This is a genomic window from Variovorax sp. PBS-H4, assembly GCF_901827205.1.
Classification (GTDB): domain Bacteria; phylum Pseudomonadota; class Gammaproteobacteria; order Burkholderiales; family Burkholderiaceae_C; genus Variovorax.
This window is the reverse complement of record NZ_LR594675.1, coordinates 4,386,877-4,405,454: the sequence shown is the minus strand read 5'-3', so window position 1 is coordinate 4,405,454 and position 18,578 is coordinate 4,386,877. Positions and strand designations below refer to the sequence as shown.

Annotated in this window: 17 protein-coding genes; 6 read left to right on the top strand and 11 right to left on the bottom strand. The window is 64.2% G+C overall.

Annotated features, from left to right (window positions below; translation table 11 throughout):
• Nucleotides 1–239 precede the first annotated feature (239 nt).
• Nucleotides 240–530 (bottom strand): hypothetical protein, encoded by a 291-nt coding sequence (locus E5CHR_RS20900; RefSeq protein WP_162581624.1) that lies wholly within the window; start codon nt 528–530, stop codon nt 240–242.
• A gap of 162 nt (nt 531–692) precedes the next feature.
• On the opposite strand from E5CHR_RS20900, the gene E5CHR_RS20895 reads away from it, so the two are divergent.
• Entirely contained in the window at nt 693–1,988 is a 1,296-nt protein-coding gene (locus E5CHR_RS20895) for a hypothetical protein (RefSeq protein WP_162581623.1), read from the top strand.
• A gap of 881 nt (nt 1,989–2,869) precedes the next feature.
• Here E5CHR_RS20895 and E5CHR_RS20890 read toward each other — a convergent pair.
• Complete coding sequence (locus E5CHR_RS20890; RefSeq protein ID WP_232062136.1) at nt 2,870–3,430, bottom strand: NAD-binding protein; 561 nt, start codon at nt 3,428–3,430, stop codon at nt 2,870–2,872.
• A 584-nt stretch (nt 3,431–4,014) separates the two neighbouring features.
• Here E5CHR_RS20890 and E5CHR_RS20885 point away from each other — a divergent pair.
• The 4 genes from E5CHR_RS20885 to E5CHR_RS20870 all read left to right on the top strand — a co-directional run bounded on the left by E5CHR_RS20885 (nt 4,015) and on the right by E5CHR_RS20870 (nt 7,689).
• On the top strand, nt 4,015–4,893 hold the full coding sequence (locus E5CHR_RS20885; protein WP_162581622.1) for a helix-turn-helix domain-containing protein: 879 nt from the start codon (nt 4,015–4,017) through the stop codon (nt 4,891–4,893).
• Between the two features lie 88 nt (nt 4,894–4,981).
• Nucleotides 4,982–5,947: a WD40/YVTN/BNR-like repeat-containing protein gene (locus tag E5CHR_RS20880; RefSeq protein ID WP_162581621.1), complete on the top strand. Its 966-nt coding sequence runs from the start codon at nt 4,982–4,984 to the stop codon at nt 5,945–5,947.
• Nucleotides 5,948–6,003: 56 nt separating this feature from the next.
• Nucleotides 6,004–6,984 carry a Bug family tripartite tricarboxylate transporter substrate binding protein gene (locus tag E5CHR_RS20875; protein ID WP_162581620.1) on the top strand — a complete coding sequence of 327 codons (981 nt, stop codon included), beginning with the start codon at nt 6,004–6,006 and terminating at the stop codon, nt 6,982–6,984.
• A gap of 24 nt (nt 6,985–7,008) precedes the next feature.
• On the top strand, nt 7,009–7,689 hold the full coding sequence (locus E5CHR_RS20870) for a dienelactone hydrolase family protein (protein ID WP_162581619.1): 681 nt from the start codon (nt 7,009–7,011) through the stop codon (nt 7,687–7,689).
• Nucleotides 7,690–7,785: 96 nt separating this feature from the next.
• Here E5CHR_RS20870 and E5CHR_RS20865 read toward each other — a convergent pair whose 3' ends face one another.
• The 9 genes from E5CHR_RS20865 to E5CHR_RS20825 all read right to left on the bottom strand — a co-directional run bounded on the left by E5CHR_RS20865 (nt 7,786) and on the right by E5CHR_RS20825 (nt 17,464).
• Nucleotides 7,786–8,991 (bottom strand): CapA family protein, encoded by a 1,206-nt coding sequence (locus tag E5CHR_RS20865; RefSeq protein ID WP_162581618.1) that lies wholly within the window; start codon nt 8,989–8,991, stop codon nt 7,786–7,788.
• Nucleotides 8,945–9,577 carry a 3-isopropylmalate dehydratase small subunit gene (gene leuD / locus E5CHR_RS20860; protein ID WP_162581617.1) on the bottom strand — a complete coding sequence of 211 codons (633 nt, stop codon included), beginning with the start codon at nt 9,575–9,577 and terminating at the stop codon, nt 8,945–8,947. Before leuD ends, E5CHR_RS20865 begins: the two co-directional genes overlap by 47 nt.
• Nucleotides 9,574–10,959 carry a 3-isopropylmalate dehydratase large subunit gene (locus tag E5CHR_RS20855; protein ID WP_162581616.1) on the bottom strand — a complete coding sequence of 462 codons (1,386 nt, stop codon included), beginning with the start codon at nt 10,957–10,959 and terminating at the stop codon, nt 9,574–9,576. Before E5CHR_RS20855 ends, leuD begins: the two co-directional genes overlap by 4 nt.
• Before the next feature lie 7 nt (nt 10,960–10,966).
• Nucleotides 10,967–12,637 (bottom strand): 3-(methylthio)propionyl-CoA ligase, encoded by a 1,671-nt coding sequence (locus E5CHR_RS20850; RefSeq protein ID WP_162583820.1) that lies wholly within the window; start codon nt 12,635–12,637, stop codon nt 10,967–10,969.
• Between the two features lie 117 nt (nt 12,638–12,754).
• Nucleotides 12,755–13,501 (bottom strand): Sua5/YciO/YrdC/YwlC family protein, encoded by a 747-nt coding sequence (locus E5CHR_RS20845; protein WP_162581615.1) that lies wholly within the window; start codon nt 13,499–13,501, stop codon nt 12,755–12,757.
• A 16-nt stretch (nt 13,502–13,517) separates the two neighbouring features.
• A complete protein-coding gene (locus E5CHR_RS20840) occupies nt 13,518–14,495 on the bottom strand; it encodes a Bug family tripartite tricarboxylate transporter substrate binding protein (RefSeq protein WP_162581614.1) in 978 nt (325 codons plus the stop codon).
• Nucleotide 14,496: 1 nt separating this feature from the next.
• Complete coding sequence (locus E5CHR_RS20835; protein WP_162581613.1) at nt 14,497–15,366, bottom strand: isocitrate lyase/PEP mutase family protein; 870 nt, start codon at nt 15,364–15,366, stop codon at nt 14,497–14,499.
• Nucleotides 15,367–15,402: 36 nt separating this feature from the next.
• Complete coding sequence (locus E5CHR_RS20830; RefSeq protein WP_162581612.1) at nt 15,403–16,404, bottom strand: Bug family tripartite tricarboxylate transporter substrate binding protein; 1,002 nt, start codon at nt 16,402–16,404, stop codon at nt 15,403–15,405.
• 22 nt (nt 16,405–16,426) lie between these two features.
• Nucleotides 16,427–17,464, bottom strand: a complete 1,038-nt coding sequence (locus tag E5CHR_RS20825; RefSeq protein ID WP_162581611.1) for an esterase — start codon at nt 17,462–17,464, stop codon at nt 16,427–16,429.
• Nucleotides 17,465–17,608: 144 nt separating this feature from the next.
• Here E5CHR_RS20825 and E5CHR_RS20820 point away from each other — a divergent pair, with 144 nt between their 5' ends.
• The gene (locus E5CHR_RS20820; RefSeq protein ID WP_162581610.1) at nt 17,609–18,427 is read left to right on the top strand and encodes a GntR family transcriptional regulator; all 819 of its coding nucleotides are present in this window, start codon (nt 17,609–17,611) and stop codon (nt 18,425–18,427) included.
• Nucleotides 18,428–18,578 lie beyond the last annotated feature (151 nt).

Sequence of the window (18,578 nt, the reverse complement as noted above, 5' to 3'; positions counted from 1 at the left end):
GCAGCAGGCAACGCCCGACCGCGCTCTGTCCGCGAGCACGCACTGGGCCTGAGGTCCCTCCCTGCGGGTAACGATCCTGTCGCAGACAAGAACAGCCAGCGGCTGTCGCCGGTGGATCAACCAGCGGTCAAGCCCTAGACAATGATCTGAAGTTAGGGCCACCAGCCCCTCGCGCTCTCCGCGGTGAAGGCTGTGCCCAGTCTTGCCGGTCCCTACGTTTCGGTAACGCTGCGCCAAACTCATGCTTTACGACCGGCCTCGCACTGGATCTTGCGCAGCTTCAACTGGCCGGCATCGTTGCATGCGCTTGTGCACTGCGTTTTTCTTGTTTCCTTGTAGATGTCGCAACTTTTCAGGCAGCTTGCCTTGAACTCCGACACAACCTGATCGCACCTCTTAACCGGTGGAGGTTTGGTCTGTGCCACTCGTACTTCAGCCGAAGCGTAGAAAGCAAGAAGCAGCGCCATCATGGCTGCCAGCGCAGAAAAATAGCTTTCATCGCGATCTCCTTTCGGAACGATCACCAGCATCTGCACACTTCGAATTCCGGATGAAGCCTCTCAAGCGCGGTTTGACCTTCTTTCTTGGCCGATCCCTGATCGCGTCTTCGCGTGCCTCCTAGCCATTCGTATGGATTGTGTTGGCCGCCCCGCGGGAGTATGGTCACGGCCGCAACCCGGAGGTTGGACATCATGCGCATAGTCAAACGTCTTGCAGCCACCTGCGGGTCGCTGCTCTTCGCGTCTTTCCTCGCCGCTCAGCCCATGCTGTTTCCGCCGGGTGCCGGACCTGGCCCGAGTTCCGGACCGCCTCTCGCGCGCTGCATTGACCAGATGCGAGGTCAAGCATTCATCGTGACGCAGTCACTCTATACGTTTCAGGAAAATTTCCCCCAAAACGCGGGCATTGCGGCGCGAGACCCGTCAGGCCAAATGTTCCTTCGTATGCCGGCGGCAAACCCCATGGTGGACGCATTCTTCGTCACATGGCAAGGACAGTTGATTCAACTCAGTCTTAATTTGCCTGGGCCTGTCGTGATTGGCGGATGCCAGACATTTCAGCCAATACCTGCGCCCATACAGGTGGCCATCCCCAACTACCAATTCGCCGCAGAGGGAGGCGTGATTGCTCCTTCTGCGTCGAACGGCGTGATACCGATACCCAATCAATTCATGCGCAGTGCAGTTGGCATCTCTCCGCCCGTAAGTGCCCGGCCCGAAGATGCCGCTCAATGCCTTCAGGTTTCCGGGAGCGACAGGCAACGCTTTGTTGATTGCATGGTGCCAAAAATGATGACAGGCGATCAGGTCAAGGCCTATCAGTGCATGCGCCGTGCCCAGGACGATCAACTTTCGATGACGACCTGCCTCGCCGGAACCATGATGGGCGAGAACGAGCGTAGGGCCCTGAACCAGGCGGTCGATTGCTACAAGAAGGAAGGAGCAGACACGACAAAACTTCCACTCTGTATGGCCAACCAAAACTTCGATCCGCAGACGGCTCGTGCCGTCGCGTGTATGACCAAGCAAGCACAGCAGGGCAATGCGTCAATGTGGGGGATCGCTGGTTGTGCTGCCGGCTCCGCGCTAAAGCTGAATCCCGAACTGACCGTCGCCGCGGAATGTGCGATGTCCAGCGGCGGACAACCTTACGCCTTCGCCGCCTGTACCGGCGGCAGACTTACCGCCATGGAACTCGACAAGTGCTTCACCATTGGTGTCGGCGGAAATGGATGCTTCGGCGACAACAACGAGATCACAAAGGGGCTTCGCGCGCTTGGCCTCGACCTTAACAGGATTGCAGGCCCGAACGGCTTCGCTCTTCAGACGTGGAATAAAGCCGTTAATGACATTCAAAGGGGCCCGGGGCCGAACAACGAATTCAACCGGGCGGTGAGGACAGTTAACAACGACCTGCGCAACGGAATGGGCCCCAACAATGACATTAGGAAGTCTTTGACACGAATCGGACTCGGAGGTCTCTTCTAACGCTTCGCTCCACGCTGAAAGCCCGGCCGATGCTTGTCTGCCGCCCCGAGCCAAAGACTCGTGCCGGTGAGGGCATGTGTCCCGTGCGCGCTCGCCTTCAGCGCTTCAGCATCAGTACACAGCGGATATGCAGGTAGGTGCGGATCACGCTTCGGCGTTCCTGTCGCGGCAACGCCGCGTCGACAGACGCCTCGCTCGTTGTTGAAGATCACCCGCAGCTCGGCAACGCTCGCCCTTCAGTGTCTCGATGGTGTGGTCGGAATCAGTCATCTTGTTCTCCTTGGCTAGAAGCCGCCGGTTGCGGCCTGACAGCGTCGGCAGGAATTCCATAGTCTGAGAACCAGCACCGCGACGGCTACAAGGTCAGAGCAAGAGCACCGTTCAGGCGCTTGCGGTCTGAAGATTATCGACCTCATCAGGGAGCAGGGCTGGGCCATCGCAAAGGGGGCGCGGCGTTTCGATCTACGGCCTGATTGCCGCGCAGAGCATTCCATTTGGGTGAATGCTGAGGCTTTGGTTACGCCGCTACCGGTATCGGTAGAGCAGGAGTGCTGTGGCGGCGCGATCTCTGAACCTTCATTGACCGGTTGCTCGCCGTGGACTGTGCCTCAGGGCCGACAGTTCTCGGTGGGCAGGCGCATGCTGCGTCGTTCTCGTTTCCGCGTCCGCATCCGGGTGTGTGCAACTCCGGGCGACCCAGAAGCCACGTCTCGTTTCCTCAGGCTTGCGTGCCCGATCGCTACGATCAACAAAGGAGAAACCGCGATGACACCAAACGCAACCTATGACGGTTCTCGAACAGGCGTGGCGACCAATGATGTGCAAATGCAACATAAGAAGGCGCGCCTTGAAGAGGGGGTACAAAAGGGGGTACGGGAGTGTTATCGAATTGACCCAACCCAGCATTCATGCCCCGTGCGGGGCATCTTTGGATCGGTTTCACACGACCAACAAAACGTCCAAGGGCGTCCGTTTTCATCCACCGGACGCCCTTTTTCATTGGGAATCAGGCGTTTAGCCTCCGGGGCCATCAGGGTGGGTCGTTGACTGGCGGCCTCAAACCGGAGAGCCCAAACGGGGGTCGGCGTCGAAGGCCGGGGGTTTGTTCCCAGGCCTCGGCGACCGACGTTCCCCGGTCGGAGGTGCCCCATGCTGGCCGAGGTCCAGAAGCCAGGTTCATAGGCGCCCGCCGAGATATTTGACGAGTAGGTCCGGTAGAGGCGGCTGTCGAACACGGTGCCGAGGATTAACTCGAAGAAGCTCTCGCGCGGCACGCCATTGACCTCCGTCAGCACCACGGCTTCAGCCATTGCCTCGATGGTTATGGCGATCATCATGTTGCAGGCGATCTTGGCTGCGTTTGCCGCAGAAACATCGATCCAGTGCTCGCGGTCGAACGGCGTGTCGGCGTTGCCGGCGTAGGTCACGTACATGGAAATCATCAGAGGGTCCCTTGCTTCAGTACCGGACTCGGCGCGTAAGGTGCATGGGCGATGCTCGCCGGAGTTTTCCAGCTTCCCACGGGTGTCCGCCGTTGGAAGGTGCATGGCGCTCAATGGGCCATGATCCTCGGCGCGGCGCAGTCTGCGCTTGCAGGAGGCTTTTCTTCTCGTGCGTGCAGGTGGAGCGCGCGTGCCCACGATTTCCGACATCGCGCCTTATGCGGCGTTTGCGCCTTCTTCTCTTTTCTTGTCTCGGCACTCTCGCTGGCCGTTTCGTCTGCATGGACCCGCAATCCGCGCTCCGCAACTCGTTGATCGCGTTCGTCAGTGCTCGTCGGCATCGCGCCGCGTGGGCCGATTGAGCCGGCTGACGCCCCCTGCGAATCTCAGGGGGCTCTATGTTCGGCACGAACAACTCAGGGGCGCTCCTGATATGGTGATTTGGTATACCTTATTGACATACTGAGATAAGCTTGTGGCTATGTTGAACAGAATTGGCGGGATGAGTAGCGGTTACCTGCTGCTCGTCGCCGGTGCGGAATCGCGTTGCGGAATTGCCGCTGGACTGGCGCAAGCCAATTTCTATGCTGCGCGGCGTGGCTGACATCCTGCAATCGGGAGACGCCGCAGCAATGCCTCCCGTCCTCCTCGCGGCGGGAGAGTTCGGCCGGATCATGGGGGGCTGGGCCAGACGCAGCGTCGGCGCACATGCACACGGCGAGGTCCAGATTTCGTTCAACCTGGGCGGTGCACCCCTCAGGTATCAGCTCGACGGCCGGCGCGAGCATGTGAGGGCGAGGGAAGCCCTGGTCATCCCTTCCTGGACGATCCACGCGCGTCATGTCGATTCGTCGGCGCCGGCCTTCGTGCTGATGCTCGCGCTGAGCCCGGCTTGGTTGTCGCGCAACGAATCACCGGCAAGGGCGCTGGCGGGCCTTCACGGTCCGGTGCGTATCGAAGATGAGGTCTTCGATCTCCTGTGCAGCATCCGGACCGCCTTCGCCGGCCTCGAGCCCGAGGCAGCCAGTGCCTCGCATCCGCTCATCATGTCGTTGATCGACTGCCTGGGCCGGCTGGTTCCTGCCGCGGCGCGCCCTCAGGCGCGCGCGCAGCCGTACGCCTGGGACAGACGCATCAACCGTGCGGCCCAGCTCGCGCGCGCGAACAGCGGCCGCTTGAGCGTCGACGAGATCGCTGCCGAGGTGGGCATCTCCCGCACGCAGTTCTATCGGCGCTTCAAGGACTGTTTCGGCGTGCCACCGCGGCTGTTCTTAAACGCGGCGAGGATGCAGTGGGCCGTGGAGCGCCTGATCGGCGGCGCCGAGCCCATTGCGGACATCAGCGACGAACTCGGGTTCAGCTCGCCCGGTCATTTCTCCCGCTTCTTCGCAATGCACACCGGAGAAACGCCTGCCTCCTTCCGCCGCCGCAGCGTGAGGCTGCATTTCGGGACGAACGGGTAAGTCGTGCACGATCGGGGTTAGCGTCCTCGTGGCTCCCACTTCTACATTTCTTCCATGCGGCGGATCGTGATCGCCGGATGGAGACGACATGCACATCGTGGTGGGCACGGCGGCTACGCTGGCCTGGAGCAGTACCGACTTGGGTGAGACCTGGACGAGGCTCACGAGGGGCTTGTATCCCCAGATGCCGATCTGGGCGATCAGTTCGCACCCGCGGCGCCCTGACGAGTTTCTCGCCGGAACCGACGAGGGCGTTTACCGCTGGCGCGGCCACGAGCTCGGCTGGGAGGCGCTTCACAGCGACTTCAGCGACACCCCCGTTTGGGCGGTGGCGCATTCGCCGCACGATCCCGACCTGCTGATTGCTGGCACCCGCAAGCCTGCCAGCCTCTTCCGGTCGAAGGACGGCGGCCGCAGTTGGGAGTGGCTGCCGGCGCGGATGGCCCAGCGCTGCCGGTACGTGAACTACCCGCGCGTGACGCGGATCATTTTCGATCCCGACGACCCCTTGGCCGTTTGGGCCAGCGTCGAGATCGACGGCGTGTGGCACTCGCGCGATGGCGGCGACACCTGGCAGCGGCTGGTCAACGGGCTGAAGTCGCACGACATCCATGGCATCACGCTGGTACCGGGGCGCAAGCGCGTGATGGTGGCAACGGACGAAGGCTTGCACTGCAGCGACGACGAGGGCGAGACATGGTGCTCTGTGCCGATCGCTTCGCCGGTGGCGTACACGCGGTCGATCAACGCGGTTGCTGGCGTGCCCGGGCTGTTGTTCGCGACCAACGGGGATGGTCCACCGGGCAGCTGGGGGCGCCTGTTCCGAAGCACTGACCACGGCGACTCGTGGAGCGAGGTGGAGTTGCCCGTGCGTGCGAACAGCACCGTGTGGAAGGTCGCGCCGCATCCCGGCGACCCGCAGATCCTGTTCGCGTGCACGGCGTACGGCCAGGTGATGCGGTCGCTCGATGGCGGTTCGACCTGGACCAAGCTGGACCGCGAATTTGGCGACATCCGCAGCCTGGAGTGGGTGCATTTGGGCGCCCGACTCTGATCCCGCGTGGGCGCCGCCCCGGCGCTCGCGAACCATACAAAAAAGGAGACATCGACATGCGCAGCATTCCATTTCTCGCCGCAGCGTTTTGCGCGGCCCTCGTCGTCACCGGTGCCCAGGCGCAACGCGCCGACTATCCCAATCGTCCCGTCCGAATGGTCGTGCCTTATGCGCCCGGCGGCGGCACGGACACAGCGGCGCGGATCGTCGCACTGAAGCTGTCGCAGACCCTCGGCCAACCTGTCGTCGTCGACAACCGCCCCGGTGCGGCCGGCATGCTGGGGACCGATGTCGTCGCCAAGGCCCCGGGCGACGGCTACACCATCCTTCTGACGAACGGGTCGCCGATCGTGCTGAGCCCCTTGCTGTACTCGAAGATGGCGTACGATCCGCGCCGCGATTTCGCTGCGGTGGCGCGGGTGTCGCAGGCGCCCATGGTGCTTCTCGTCAACTCGTCCGTTCCCGCGAACAACCTGCAGGAGTTCGTGGCCTGGGCGAAGCAGTCCGCGCAGCCGCTCAGCTACGCCTCGTTCGGCGCGGGCTCGGAGTCGCACCTGGCCGGCGCCTATTTCAACAAGCTCGTCACGCTGTCGATGGAACACATCGCCTACAAGGGATCCGCGCCGGCCATGCAGGGCCTCGCATCAGGCCAGGTCACGGCCATGTTCACCGACCCGGGGTCGGCCAAGGGAATGATCAAGGCCGGCCGCGTGAAGGCGCTTGCCGCTGGCGGCACCCGAAGGAGCCGCTCGCTTCCCGACGTGCCCACCTTTGCCGAGTTGGGCATGCCTGCGATGAACGACTTCGTCACGTGGTTCGGCGTCTTCGCGCCGGCCGCCGTCCCCAAGCCCTTGTTGCAGAAGCTCAGCGACGCCATCGTGGAGAGCGTCCAGACGACGGACGTCGTCACGAAGCTGGGCGACATGGACCAGGAGCCGAATCCGATGCCCACTGGGCCGACGTCGAAGTTCCTGTCTGAAAACGCCGCGACGTGGACGAAGATCGTCCGCGACATCGGCGGCGTGAAGCTCGATTAACCACCCAACCAAGGAAGGCCACGCATGTCCATACAAACTTTGAAAGCCGCCGACGGCCACGAACTCTCGGCCTATGTCTCGGCACCGGCAGGCAAGCCGCGCGGCGCGCTCGTCGTGATCCAGGAGATCTTCGGCGTGAACCACCACATCCGCAGCGTGTGCGACCGCTTCTCCGCGCAAGGCTGGCGGGTCATCTCCCCTGCGCTGTTCGATCGCGTGCAGCGCGGCGTCGAACTCGGATACGCCGAGAGCGACCGCACCGAAGGCCGGGCTCTGCTCGGCAAGATGCAGTGGCCGCTCATGCAGATGGATACGCAGGCGGCGATCAATGCCGTCGCCGATGCCGGCAAGGTCGGCGTGGTCGGCTACTGCCTTGGCGGTTCGCTCGCCTGGATGGCTGCCACCCGTCTCGACGGGGTTTCCGCGGCGGTCGCGTACTACGGCGCGCAGATCCCCAACCACGCGGAGGAGAAGCCCCGCTGCCCGGTGCTGATGCACTTCGGCGCGGAGGACCCGGGCATCGCGCTCGCCGGTGTCGACAAGGTGAGGGAAGTCCAGGCGAACTCGCCCGGCGCGCCGGTCGAGATCCACGTCTATCCTGGCGCGGGCCATGGGTTCTCGTGCGACGAACGCGCCAGCTTCCACCCGGTGAGCCACGAACTCGCGCTGGAGCGCACGCTGGCGTTCCTGCGCGAGCACGTCTAACGGAGCGTCTCCGTGCAAGCGGGCGGTCGCACCAGGCGGCCGCGCCGCTGACGTCGATCCGCGCTCGCAACCCAGCCGTGCGGAGCATGACAAGGACTACGCTTGACCACGCAGCTTTGCCCGCACGAATATCCGATCGCCCCGCTGCCCGATCTCCGTGTCGAGATCCGCCAGCCAGTGGATCTTTTTCAAATACGCCATGAAGCTTGAAAACGATGAGCTGTCAGATGCCGGGATCGGCCCGGGTTGCCCATTCGTATTGATCATGCAGGGCGTGAGTTCCACGACGGGGTCTGTCCCTTGCGCCAAGTTGATATGGGCCACGACCGTCATCCGCGATTCCTCGTGGAACGGCACCGTCGGGTAACCCTCCCGCGAGAAGATGCCGTACTCCCCGTAGATCTCGATGGTTTCGCGCACTGCCGCGGGCGACGCGATCTTCTCGATGTCGACCAAGTCGAACGCGAAGTTTCCCAGCCCGTGCAGTATGGGTTTGCCCTTGTAGAAGTCCACGCCCTTCAGGATGTGCTGATGGTGGCCCAAAACGACGTCGGCACCGTGGTCGATGGCAAGTCTGGCGAGTGAACGCTCATATTCGGCCAGGCTGGCGGGAAAGCAATGGACGCCCCAGTGAAAGCTGGCGATGACGAAGTCGGCACTGCGCTTCGCCTCTTCGAAGCTTCTTGCGACGCGAGCGGCGGCAGACTCCGTGAGCTGCGACCGGACATGAGGCGGGCTTCCAGGCTGCTTGTGAAGATCGTGATATTGCGTCGAGACCTCGAGCATGGCGACGCCGTCGCGATCCGCTGTTGCCGCGGCGTTCCAGGAACCGATCATCGACGCCGCGACAAAGGCGACTCGGCAACCATTGGCAGCGACGCAAATGGGGGCGAACGCGTCGTCGATGTTTTTGCCGAAGCCGACGGTCCGGATACCCTCGCGTTGCAAGCGATCGACCGTTGAATGCATACCCGCGCGTCCCCAGTCGTTGATGTGGTTGTTGGCCACAGACATGACATCGAATCCGGCTCGGGCCAAGGCGGCGATGTTGTCGGGCGAGGCAATGATCGCGGCCATCATGTCTGGGTCCGCCGTTTGGTTGACGGCGTAGGTACCTTCAGAATTGCCGAAGGTGATGTCGCCCGCCTCGAGAATCTCACCCACATGAGCAAAAGATTCAGAGGGGTTCTTGCGATTGAGAAAGACATCGCCCACTGCAACGAGCCGAACTGATGTTGCGGAATCCTGCAATGGCTCACTCATCATGATTTCCTGGCCGGGCCCACGGGCGAGCAATTTCATCCGCATGCTCGAAGCAGCGAATGTCGTGCTCGGCCATCAGGGTGAGCGCCACTTCATCGGTTCCGTCGATCAGCCTTTGCTTATGCGCGTGATCGATGTCGATCGAGAACGACGCGCCCGTGCTGAGAGCCACCTTTTGTGCCTCGAGGTCGATCGCTGCATCGACGGGGTCCGGCGAGGCCGCGATTGCTGCGTGCATGCGATCCAGTTCGGCGGGAGCAAGAAGGACAGGCAGCAGGCCGTTCTTCACGCAATTGCTGAAAAAGATATCACCGTACGAACTCGCGACGATCGCGCGAATGCCCAACCCTGCGAGCGCGTAGACAGCGCCTTCGCGTGAGCTGCCGCAACCGAAGTTGCGCCCTCCCACGATCACGCTTGCTCCGCGTCCCTTCGCGTCGTTCAACGGGAAACCTCCGCGCTCCGCCCCTTGGGCGTCGTAGCGCAGCGCGTTGAAGGCATATCGACCCAGCTCACTGCGCGGCACGCTCAGGAGCTGCTGCATCGGGATGATCACGTCGGTGTCGATGTTGTCCAGCGGCAGACTGACGGCGCGGCCGGAATGGCGGAGGAATGGCGTGGTCATGACAGGTGATCAACGAAAGGGCGCGGGTCGGCAATGCAGCCGGCGAGAGCGGAGGCTGCCGCAGTGGCCGGGCTGGCCAGGTGGGTGCGCGCACCCGGCCCCTGCCTTCCGACGAAGTTGCGGTTCGAGGTCGAGACACAGCGCTCGCCCGCGGGCACGGTGTCGCCATTGGTGCCCACGCACATGGAGCAGCCCGGAAGGCGCCACTGAAATCCTGCGTCGCGAAAGATTGTGTCCAGTCCTTCGGCTTCGGCCTGCCGCTGCACCGCCTGGGAGCCGGGCACGACCCAGGCTCGCACGCCCCGGGCAACCTTGCGTCGGCGGGCGACGCCAGCAGCCACACGCAAATCCTCGATCCGGCTGTTGGTGCAGGAACCGATGAACACATGCTGGATAGGCGTGTCGACCAACGTCTGGCCGGCGCGGACATCCATGTAGGCGCGCGGTGCGTCGAACTCGCCGCCGTCCGGGACGACCCCGTCGATCGCCATGCCGTGCTGCACGCTCGTGCCCCAGGTGATCTGAGGCGTGAGAGCCGACACGTCGAAGCTGACGTCCTCGTCGTAGGCGGCATCGGCATCGGGCCGCAGCTCGCGCCAGGCCTGCACGGCGAGGTCCCACAGCGCGCCTCGGGGCGCTGCCTTCGCTTTGGAGAGGTAGCTGAAGCTGGTGTCGTCCGGCGCCACGTAGCCGATGCGTGCGCCGAGTTCGACGGCCATGTTGCACAGCGTGGCGCGCTCCTCGATCGACATGCGCTGCACGGTCTCGCCCTCGAATGTCAGCGCATGCTCGCGGCCGAAATCGGCGCCGAGACTGGCGATGAGGCCCAGCGCGATGTCTTTCGCAAAGACGCCCTGGCCCTTGCGGCCCGTCAGCCGGACCCGGGCCTGCCTTGGCTTTTTGACCCAGATCGCCTGCGTGGCCAGCACGTGGGCGACCTCCGTGGAGCCGATGCCCAGCGCCAGCGCACCGAGCGCGCCGTGGGTGGTGGTGTGGCTGTCGCCGCAGACAACCACCAGGCCCGGCAAGGTCAGGCCGTCTTCGAGCGCCGTCACGTGAACGATGCCCTGGCGCCCCGAATCACGCCCGAGATGCTGGATGGAAGCCTCGGCGGAAAGACGCCTGAGCGGCTCGACGAATCGCTTGTTGGCTGGCAGGGTTGCTGCCTCGCCATGCGGCGCGGTCTCGATCATGTGGTCGGGGATGGCGATACTCAGGTCAGGGCGGCGGATCGGGCGGTGCGCTGCCTGCAGATCCTCCAGGCCGAGCGTCCCACTCAGATCGGTGAGGTAATGGCGATCCACGAAGAGCAGGTCGAGGCCATCGGCCGACGACTTGATCCTGTGCCCGTTCCAGATCTTGTCCAGGGTGGTGAAAGGCATGTTCGAATTACCCGTTCGTTGTGACTGCGGCCTGTCCATCCGCCAGCCGGTGTTCCTTGAGCTGTTCGCGCAACTGGGTCTTGAGCATCTTTCCAGTCGCGCCCAGGGGAATCGATTCCACGAAGATCACGTCGTCGGGAATCTGCCACCTGGCCACCGCCTTGCCCTTGTGGAAATCCAGCAACTCGGCCTTCGTGACCTGCGCACCTCGGCGCGTCACGACGACGATGACGGGCCGCTCGTCCCACTTGGGATGGGGAACGCCGATGCAAGCGGCCATGGCCACTGCGGGATGCGCCATCGCGATGTTCTCGATGTCGATGGAGCTGATCCACTCGCCGCCGGACTTGATCACATCCTTGCTGCGGTCGGTGATCTGCAGGTAGCCATCGGCATCGATCGCGGCCACGTCGCCGGTGGGAAACCAGCCGGTGCCCCGGGCGTCCTTGACGAGGGGATCGCCGGCTTCCGCCTTGAAGTATTCCTTGACGATCCATGGCCCCTTGACCAGCAAATCGCCGCGGGCCTGGCCGTCCCATGGAAGCTCACTTCCCTGGGCGTCGACGATCTTCATCTCCACGCCGAACAGGCCACGGCCCTGCTTCTGCAAGATCTGCAACTGTGCCTCCATCGGCAAGTTCAGATGCTTTTTCTTCAGCGTGCAGACCGTGCCGAGTGGGCTCATCTCGGTCATGCCCCAGCCATGCAGCACCTCGACGCCGTAACGCTCCTTGAAGGCGCGCAGCATGCTGGGCGGGCAGGCTGCGCCACCGATCACCGTACGTTCCAGGCTGGAAAAGCGCAGGCCGCCGGCTTCCATGTGCTCCAGCAGCATCTGCCACACCGTCGGCACGCCGGCGGCGAAGCTCACGCTCTCGCTTTCGATGAGCTCGTAGACCGACTTGCCATCCAGCGCCGGCCCGGGAAATGCCAGCTTGCAACCTGTCAACGCACCCGCGTAAGGAATGCCCCAGGCGTTGACGTGGAACATCGGCACCACTGGCAATACCGAGTCCCGCGAAGAGATGCCCATCGCATCGGGCAGAGCCGCCGCGTACGCGTGCAACAACGTGGAGCGGTGGCTGTACAAGGCTGCTTTCGGATGGCCGGTCGTGCCGCTCGTGTAGCACATGCTCGACGCCATGTTCTCGTCGAAGCGAGGCCAGTCGTAGTGCTCGCTCCCGCCGCCGATCCACCCCTCGTAGCTCAGCAGGTGGGGGATGCCGCTGTCGACCGGCAGCTTGTCCTCATCGCACAGCGCGATCCACTGCCTGACCGTGGGACAACGCGCATGGACCGCCTGCACGAGCGGCAGGAAGCTGAGGTCGAAGCAAAGCAGCTGGTCTTCGGCGTGGTTGATGATCCAGGTGACCTGATCGGGGTGCAGCCGGGGATTGATGGTGTGCAGCACCCTGCCCGCACCGCTCACGCCGTAATACAGCTCCAGGTGGCGGTAGCCGTTCCAGGCGATCGTGCCGACGCGGCCGGACGGCTCGACGGCGGCCGACGCGATCGAATTGGCCACCTGGCGTGAACGCCGCGCGATTCCTGCCCAGGTGGTGCGATGAATGTCGCCTTCGACGCGGCGAGAGACGATCTCGCCATCGCCGTGATGCCGTTCGGCGAATTCGAGAAGGCTCGAGATCAGCAGAGGTTGATCCTGCATGAGGCCCAGCAGTGACGGGCCGTTCATTCCGCCCCCTTCGGTCCGATGGTGATGGCCGTGGCGGCCGAGGATGTCCACGCTGCGGCGCGCGCCGCCCGAGATATCGATGCTGTTCGTTCTACGTCGACGCTAGACATAGCTCGCTTCCTTGAAAGCGAATTCCTGCAGGTGACCCGACGCGTTGACGTCGCGTCCCGGGTCTTCGGGAAGCGTGACGTTGAAGTGCCTGCGCAGCACGTCGCTGATCAGCTCGTAGCATGAGCCGATGCGCAAGCATTCGACCTCGCCGTTGGCAAAGCTCAGCGTGGTCGCCGACCGCTGGTAGTGGTGGTATTTGCGCAGGCCATAGTCGACGATGACATCGGCAATCGCGCGCAGCTCTGGCTGTATGTCTTCCACACGAAACTTCGGCCCGGTACCTGTGAGGTTGGCCGACGAGCCGAACACGGGGAGCACGGCTTCGCGGCACAGCCGGCACACCTCTTCGAACAGCGGTCCGCCGTTGAGCAGCAGCCCCACCGTGTCGTTGCCGGTGCTGGCCTCGACCAGGCGCTTGTCCATCTTCGCAATGAGCGGGTGGTCCTTGCGATAGGGCGCCGCCACGCCCACCGTGAGGTTGTAGTCCTGCGTCAACATTTCCACCATGTCCTGCGAGCGCTGGTCGAGCACATGCAGTTCGCGCTGGGTCGCCATGGAAGCCAGCATCGCGTTGCGCTTGTGGCCGCCGCGCTTCTTGGCGATGAAGATGCGATGGACGGCCTCGTATGAGCCGCCCATCAGCGCGTAGCCTGCGTCGTTGGGAATGATGGCGATACCGCCGCCCTGGAGCGTGTCGAAGATGCGGCGGGCATCGCCCTTGATATCCAGTCTGTTCATGGGAGTTCCTTGGTTGTCATTCGAGGGGGTAGCATTTGACGAGCGCACCGAGGCGCTCGCCTTCGGCTTTCACCTGGGCTGCGAATTCGGCGGGTGTGTTGACCAGCGGCTCGGCGCCGGCGGCAACGATGGCGGCACGGACCTCCGGCGCCTGTACCGCCTGGCGCAGCGCGACCTCGATGCCCTGGGTTGCGTCGGGCGTCAGGCCCAAGGGTGCAAATACGCCGAACCAATTGACCGAGCGGTACTGGGCAAAGCCCGACTCGGCCGCGGTTGCGACCTCCGGCAATGCCGCGGCGCGCCGGTCGCCGGTGGTGGCAACGAAGCGCAGCGCGCCCGCCTTGTGATGGGGCAGCGCAGCGGCGATGCCCGTGAATGACATGTCGACGTTGTTCGCGACCATGTCGGACACGATGGCGGCCGTGCCTCGGTAGTTGACGATGACGGTGGCGTCCAGCTTCTCTTCGGCGACGAACTGGCGCGACAAGATGCGCGACTGGTTATCCGTCGTTGCGATCGAGCAGCGCTGGCCCGGCCGGCGGCAGTACTGAACGAACTCGGCCAGCGATTTCGCGGGAAGCTTGCCGCTGATCACCACGGCGTTTGACGCCTGCGCGACGGCCGTGATGGGTTGAAGCTGGGCCAGGGGATCGACGCCCTTGAGCCCCGGCGTGTACTTGGTCAGCACGATGGCCGGGACCTGCATCAGCAGCGTGGTGCCGTCGGGCCGCGCGTCCATGACTTTGCGGGTACCGATGAGGCCGTCCGCGCCGGGCAGGTTCTCGATGATCACCGGCTGGTTCCAGATCGAGGCCAGTTGCTTCGACACGGCGCGCGCGACGGTGTCCGTGCCGCCGCCGGGCGCGTACGGCACGACCAGCGTGACGGGACGGGTGGGCTTCCATACCCCGGGCGGCGGGGCAGCGGAGGCCGCGATCGTCACACAGAACAGCAGGGCCGACGCGATGCGCCTGCGGAGCAAGGGGTGTGCCATCTCAGCGTTCCATGGGTTGGCCGGCGTTGAAGCGGGTGCGAAGCGCATCCCACTCGTCGGCGCCGAAGCGGCGGAATGTTTCCCCCACGCCGCGGGTCGACGTAGGCGGCATGTGGGTGGCCTTGAGCTGGGCGAGTGCGGCATCGGCAGCCTCCATTGCCGCCACCAGCACCAGGCCCGGCAGGATGGCCAGCTTGTAGCCCATGGCTTCGGCCTCGCGCAGATCGATGTTGGGCGTCCGCCCGCCTGGGACCACGTTCAGCAGGCAGGGGCCCTGCACTTGCCGGGGAACGGTGGCCATCTCCTCCAGGGTCTGCATGGCTTCCACGAAGGCGATATCGGCTCCAGCCCGCAGCGCTGCGTTGGCGCGCCAGATGGCTTCGTCGAGGTTCATCACGGCGCGGGCGTCGGTGCGGGCGATGATCACGAAGCTCTTGGTGCGTCGCGCTTCGGCGGCAGCGCGGATCTTGGAGACGAACTCCTCGCGCGGGATCACTTGCTTGCCATCCAGATGGCCGCAGCGCTTCGGCGAGACCTGGTCTTCGATGTGAATGGCGGCGACGCCGCGCGCTTCGTACTCGCGGACAGTGCGGGTGACGTTCAGCTCGTTGCCATAGCCAGTGTCGGCATCGGCGATGAGAGGGATATCGATGGCGCGTGCCATCACGGCCGCGTTTTCCACCATCTCGCTCATCGTGAGAAGGCCGAAATCGGGATAGCCGCGGGCGGCCGAGGCGCCTGCGCCGGTCATGTAGACAGCGCTGAAGCCGGCCTGTTCGATCTGTCGCGCACCGATGCCGTCGTAGGCGCCGGGAGCAACGACCATGCCGGGGGCAGCGAGCTGCTGGCGAAGAGTGGATGAAGTGCTCAAGGGAAATCTTCGGGTGGGGTATCTTGGGCCTGGCGGCTATTCGCTCAGGTTGAGGTTGTTGGCCGAAATCAGCGCCTTCCATTTCTGCAGTTCGCTTTTGAACAGCTGCTTCGTCACGTCGGGCGGCAGGAATGCCACGTTGAAGCCGCCCGCTTCCAGGAGCGACACGGTTGCCGCATCGCGTGTGATCTGTTGCAGGGCCGCGGTCAAGGTCGCTTGTATCGGGGTCGGGAGACCCGGCGGAGCCACGATGGCGGAGCGGTAGATCGAGTTGATCTGCGGGTAGCCGACCTCTGCCATGGTGGGAACGTTGGGCAACTGCGATACCCGCTGGGTCGAAGTGACAGCCAGTGCGCGGACGCTGCCTGCCTTGACGTGACTCAGCACGCCTGTGCTTGCAGGGAACGCAAAAGCAACACGACCGGACATGAGGTCCGGCAGCAGTGCGCCTGTGCCCTTGTACGGCACGGCCGTCAGCTCCGCCGCGACAAGGCTCTTGAACTGCTCGCCGAGCAGATGGGGCAGGCTGCCAACGCCGCTGGTGGCGTAGCTCGCCGTGCCAGGGTTGGACTTCACCCAGGTCACGAGTTCGGCCACCGAGTTCACCCGCAGCCCGGGGGCGACGCACAGCACGAGAGGCAGGCCGCCCGGGCTGCCGAGGAATGTGAAGGCCTGCGGGTCATAGTTGACCTTGCGGGTGGCCGGCCCGATGGACAGCGCGCCGTCGTCTATCAGATGAATCGTGTAGCCGTCTGCCGGTGCCTTGGTCACGTAGTCCGCGGCGACCATGCCGCTGGCGCCAGGCTTGTAGTCCATGATCACCGGCTGCTTCAGGATCTTTTGCAGTCCCTCGGCCAGCAGGCGGGCCGTTGCGTCACCGGCGCCGCCGGGTCCGTAGCCGATGACGATCTTGATGGGCCGAGCCGGCCAGGGAGGAGTCTGCGCCAAGCTCGGCATGGCCACGGCGCACAGCGCCGCGTGACCGAGGAAGTTGCGGCGACTGATCGAGGCCGGCGCGCAGGGTGGATTTGTCTTCATGCTTTTTCCTTGATAACGGGGGCTATTGCTTCATCAGGCCTTTGGCGGCCATCCACGCCTGGATCAGGCTCGCCACTTCATCGGAGTTGCGATCCATCATCAGCATGTGCGAATTGCCGCGGATGCCCCGCGCCGGCAGGTCCAGCAGGTCGGCCGTACCTCCCTGGGCCAGCAGCGCGGCGCGGTATCGATCCGGCGCGGCGCGAAGCTTGGTCCAGCCGTCGTTGCCCGCCAGGTTGTCGCCCCACACGAAGAGATGCGGCACGTTCTTCGAGGCAGAGAGGTCGACGGTCGCCGGATCGGGCGCGCCACCGGGCTCCACCGCGACGATGCCCTTGACCTTGCCCGGTGCGTTGAGCGAAGCCTGCAGGGCGAAGGCCGAGCCCTGGCTGTGCACGACGATCACGCAAGGACACACCTTCGCCACCAGCGCGTCGTAGGCGGCCTGTGTCGCGGCATTGTTGGTGGCCCAGCGCGGCACGCCCTGCCGGGTGAACTGGTCGAACGCGTGCGTGGGGAACTGTCCGCCGGCGTATGCCACGCGCTTGGCCGGATCCCTGTCATAGGTCGGGCCAATGCGAAATCCTTCCCATGCCTCGTGCTTGGGCCGAAAGAACGGCTCGCTGGTGAAGATCTCCGGGTAGCGGGACCAGGACGCGCGGCCGCGCTCCACGGCATCGGACACGTAGACATCATGGCCCTGCTTCAGGAAGTACTGCTGCCAGCCCGGCGCGCCGTCCGGCTTGGTCTCCCAGGTCACACCGGTAAGTCCGCCGCCATGCCACATCAGCAACGGATAGCGGGCGCGCGGCGTGGCCAGCTTCACGTACTGCACATAGACCTGCCCGGTATCGAATTCACCGTTGGGGTTGACCTTCATCGGCGGCGCGCTCGGCGTGAGGCGGATCTCGCGCTCAGGCAGACCGGCCAGCGACACCTGGGTGCCGCCGGTGTGAAAACTGCCGACTTCCTTCACATGGAAGCCATCCGTCGAGGCACACCCGGTAGAAGTTGATGCCGCGGCCAAGACCGAGGCATACCCCAGCCATCTTTTCTTCATGTCTCGCTCCGTGTTCCCGGGTGGCCTACCGCATCGACGCGCAGCGGCAGGGTGCATCCGTTGTATTGATATTACTACATCATAAACACCGCGGGGTCAGATTGCCAAATGCTTTATGCTGGCTGCAAGAATTTCCCTCTGGTCATGACCCTTCCAACGCCCAAGCCCGAAGCCGAGCCTGCTCAGTTTTCCAGGGGAACATCGCTGCACCGCCAGCTCTTCCTGGTACTTCGGGAAGAGATCTCGCGCGGCTTGTTCGGCAAGACGGGCGCGCTGCCGAAGGAGGAGGCCTTGGGCGAGCGCTTCGGCGTGTCGCGCGTGACGGTGCGCCGCGCCCTGGCCGATCTGGCCGCGCAGGGTCTGGTTGAAAGCCGCCACGGACGCGGAACGTTCGTTCGCGGTGATCGGGTGTCGGTGGCCCGCCCGAAGCCGACTCTGGGGCTGATCGACAGCCTTCGCCAGGCGGCCAGCGACACGCAGGTACAGGTGCTGCTCGTGGAGCAGTCGGAGCCGCCGGCGGATGTCACCGCCATGCTGCAGCTGGCGCCCGGCGTAAGGGCGGTGCATGCCTTGCGCCTGCGCAGCGTGGGTGATACGCCGGTGATGCTGAGCGACGCCTGGGTGCCCGTGCCTCTAGGCAAGAAAGTGACCGCGGCCGCATTGCGCAAGCAGGCGCTTTACGAAATCCTTTTGGCCCAAGGCGTGAAGTTCGGGCGAGTGATTCAGGAGATTACCGCCGACATCAGCGATCCGGACCGGGCACGCCTGCTGCACACCGAGGTGGGTGTGCCGCTGCTCAAGGTCGTGCGTGTCATTCACGACCCCGAAGGCCATCCGGTCCAGTACATCACAGTCACCATGACGCCGGAGCGCAGCCGCATCCTGATGGACTTCGCAGGTGACGCGGTCAACACCCTGAGCGCCGGGTACTTCATGCACGAGATTCCGGTCGAAAGCCGCTGAAACGGTAGACGCATCGTCGCCGCCGCAATGGTGCTGTTGTTCATGCCATGCATCGCTATCGAACAACCGTTGCGGAGGCGGTGACGGCCTGCTGGAACTGTTGGTCGCGGCCCCCGTGATCTCGACGACATCTTTCGCTCGCCGAGCGGTG

Bases quoted from the DNA above. Each gene is read 5' to 3' on its own strand.
- E5CHR_RS20900 (WP_162581624.1), bottom strand. From the start codon at position 530: ATGCTGGTGATCGTTCCGAAAGGAGATCGCGATGAAAGCTATTTTTCT.
- E5CHR_RS20895 (WP_162581623.1), top strand. From the start codon at position 693: ATGCGCATAGTCAAACGTCTTGCAGCCACCTGCGGGTCGCTGCTCTTC.
- E5CHR_RS20890 (WP_232062136.1), bottom strand. From the start codon at position 3,430: ATGATTTCCATGTACGTGACCTACGCCGGCAACGCCGACACGCCGTTC.
- E5CHR_RS20885 (WP_162581622.1), top strand. From the start codon at position 4,015: ATGCTGCGCGGCGTGGCTGACATCCTGCAATCGGGAGACGCCGCAGCA.
- E5CHR_RS20880 (WP_162581621.1), top strand. From the start codon at position 4,982: ATGCACATCGTGGTGGGCACGGCGGCTACGCTGGCCTGGAGCAGTACC.
- E5CHR_RS20875 (WP_162581620.1), top strand. From the start codon at position 6,004: ATGCGCAGCATTCCATTTCTCGCCGCAGCGTTTTGCGCGGCCCTCGTC.
- E5CHR_RS20870 (WP_162581619.1), top strand. From the start codon at position 7,009: ATGTCCATACAAACTTTGAAAGCCGCCGACGGCCACGAACTCTCGGCC.
- E5CHR_RS20865 (WP_162581618.1), bottom strand. From the start codon at position 8,991: ATGAAATTGCTCGCCCGTGGGCCCGGCCAGGAAATCATGATGAGTGAG.
- leuD (WP_162581617.1), bottom strand. From the start codon at position 9,577: ATGACCACGCCATTCCTCCGCCATTCCGGCCGCGCCGTCAGTCTGCCG.
- E5CHR_RS20855 (WP_162581616.1), bottom strand. From the start codon at position 10,959: ATGCCTTTCACCACCCTGGACAAGATCTGGAACGGGCACAGGATCAAG.
- E5CHR_RS20845 (WP_162581615.1), bottom strand. From the start codon at position 13,501: ATGAACAGACTGGATATCAAGGGCGATGCCCGCCGCATCTTCGACACG.
- E5CHR_RS20840 (WP_162581614.1), bottom strand. From the start codon at position 14,495: ATGGCACACCCCTTGCTCCGCAGGCGCATCGCGTCGGCCCTGCTGTTC.
- E5CHR_RS20830 (WP_162581612.1), bottom strand. From the start codon at position 16,404: ATGAAGACAAATCCACCCTGCGCGCCGGCCTCGATCAGTCGCCGCAAC.
- E5CHR_RS20825 (WP_162581611.1), bottom strand. From the start codon at position 17,464: ATGAAGAAAAGATGGCTGGGGTATGCCTCGGTCTTGGCCGCGGCATCA.
- E5CHR_RS20820 (WP_162581610.1), top strand. From the start codon at position 17,609: ATGACCCTTCCAACGCCCAAGCCCGAAGCCGAGCCTGCTCAGTTTTCC.